Annotated in this window: 3 protein-coding genes; 2 read left to right on the top strand and 1 reads right to left on the bottom strand. The window is 41.2% G+C overall.

What is annotated here, in order from left to right; translation table 11 throughout:
- On the top strand, positions 1-557 hold a 557-nt coding region (locus tag I2483_RS19050; RefSeq protein ID WP_207278636.1), incomplete at its 5' end, for a hypothetical protein.
- 361 nt (positions 558-918) lie between these two features.
- On the opposite strand, the gene I2483_RS19045 is transcribed toward I2483_RS19050, so the two are convergent.
- Entirely contained in the window at positions 919-1,425 is a 507-nt protein-coding gene (locus tag I2483_RS19045) for a competence protein ComK (RefSeq protein WP_207278635.1), read from the bottom strand.
- Between the two features lie 246 nt (positions 1,426-1,671).
- On the opposite strand from I2483_RS19045, the gene I2483_RS19040 reads away from it, so the two are divergent.
- Positions 1,672-2,154, top strand: a complete 483-nt coding sequence (locus tag I2483_RS19040; RefSeq protein ID WP_207278633.1) for a sigma-70 family RNA polymerase sigma factor — start codon at positions 1,672-1,674, stop codon at positions 2,152-2,154.
- Positions 2,155-2,239: the final 85 nt, after the last annotated feature.

The raw sequence follows: 2,239 nt of genomic DNA, 5'->3' as shown, positions 1-2,239 counted from the left end.
TAGAAAAGCTCGGAATTATCGAACGCATTCACTATATCCGCCCTGTCATGAGCGGTCTAGGCGCTAACATTTACGTCATAAAACCTACTAGTGACCAGTCGAAATTGAACACCCCGAAGAGTGATGAAAAGCCTTCTACCAGTAAGGCGGAACCCGCGAAACCGCAAAACGAAGCTTTTCTTTCTAAAGCGATAAACACTAAAGACCTTAAAAGAACGTCTCCTCCGGAAATTGTGCCTACTACACTTTTCGGTAAAATGAAATCTGTTCTTTCTTCAACAATCGGAGAAAGTAAATTAGCACGTAACTTTTACGGTGTCTACCGGAAACAGTCCCTGCAAATGTTAAAATTCAGCATTCACGAAGACAAAGGGGAGCTTTTCGAGCAATTAGCCATACAGGCACTTCGTATTTCGATTCAAACAACCAAATCGAAAAAAGTACGGAATCTGCCCGGCTATTATTCAGGCGTTTTGCGCGAACTGATTGGCAAAGCTTTATTCAGTGACGCTTTTATGGATTATGATGTGCCAGTTGAAGGGTTTTTCTCTCGATGAAAGGAAAATGATAGTCGAAAAAGAGTTTACGAGGAGTCTTCTTTGCCCTGCCGTCAATGACACTTACGAATTCATAGTGTGTCTGAAATCTGGGGAGCTAAGTTGAAGATAGGATGCGAATAGTTAGGCATCTACGGGCTTTTTTTGGGACACTTCGCCGAGTTTGTTGGACAACTCCGGACTTTTGTTGGATCCACAGACTATGACTGTTTAACCCATTGTTAATAAAATAAAAGAGAATAGATACATACCTATTCTCCAGTTCATAAGTATGCAATTGTAGTGAGTTGACTAACTAACATAACGCAACTACCCAAATAATGGATCCTAACCAATCACCATACAATCCTATTGTTCTCGCCTAGTTATCTTTTCTATCATCGAAACCATTTTCCCTATCATATAATTCCTTTTCCTGATGCCTCAAGTTACTTACGCTCATCAGTGTGTGGAGGCGTTGATATTGCTTTAGTATGGTGTTTTTCGAGACATTTACGGTAATCGAAATTCCTGGCATAAATGTGATCACTGATTGGCCTTTCGCCACTTCTTCAACGCTGATGTAATGATTAAAAATAAAGACACAATCCGGACTATCTGATGATTTTGTTGGAAATACACCAATTTCGTTAGGTACTATAATGAACGGCGGCTTCTTTGAATAATTCAACAAATTCTTTGCAACATTTGTACGTCCCTGCCAAGTTGAATAATAATTTATGCACGCCTTATTGAGTAGGTCTAGTGGTGTTAACACTGAGTAATAAATACCATGTGTTGTAAGAATTTCGCTTTTATTGTCCCCCATGAAAAATGCTTTAACTGCCAGTACTGTTCGATTAATCAAAAAAGAATCACACTTTCTCAAATAAAATCCCCCTTCTTACCCGTTATATATGTATGATACCATTTACTCATAAACAATCAATGCCATTTTGTTTAAATACGGTGAATATTGTAACTATTATGCGTTTAATGTCGTTTTTCGTAAACTATTCATCACGTATGGTCCGCCAAACGTCATAAATGGTTATTGGATTCCCTATTTTAAATGCACTACGATGTAGTCACCCGGGAATACAAAGCACCGTGCACGGTCTGGAAGGCCGCACAAATGATGACTTTTGAAGACGTTATGGAACAGTATGAACCGATGATTTCTGCATCTCTCCGCAAATTGAATATTCACCGCAACCATGACAGTTTCAGGCAGGCGGGAAGAGTCGCATTATGGCAAGCATGGAACCGCTTTGACGTAGCGAAAGGGAATTTCACGCCATTTGCCTATCGCAGCATACGGGGTGGCATGTTGGATGAATTAAAAAAGGAAAACGTATTTGAAGAGAATATCGTGCTGATAGAAGACGAGTCCTTGGCGTATCTAATTGAGTCTGAAATCACTGTCCAGCATGAAGCGCTGAATAGACTATCGGATGCGCTGGACGTGTTGACCCCTGACGAGCAGGAACTTATTGATTGGCTATTTATCGAGGGGTATACGCTTACAGAATGTGCTGAGCGAATTGGAATTACGGTCGAAGGAGTTAGGAAAAGAAGATACCGATCGCTGGAGAAATTGAGACGTGTATTAACATAGAAAAGCGGAAGGCGCCGTTAAGCTCCGACAGGCATAAGACGGGTCGGCGGAGCGGCGCTCTTTGCCGCATAGCCGAAGCGCCTTA

The sequence above is a fragment of the Sporosarcina sp. E16_3 genome (assembly GCF_017347125.1).
In the GTDB taxonomy this organism is placed as follows: Bacteria; Bacillota; Bacilli; order Bacillales_A; family Planococcaceae; genus Sporosarcina.
Note: the sequence above shows the minus strand (reverse complement) of the source record. Positions and strands in the feature narration are given on the sequence as shown.

What these genes read in the sequence shown, in the direction of transcription:
- I2483_RS19040 (WP_207278633.1), top strand. Translation starts at nt 1,672, where the DNA reads ATGATGACTTTTGAAGACGTTATGGAACAGTATGAACCGATGATTTCT.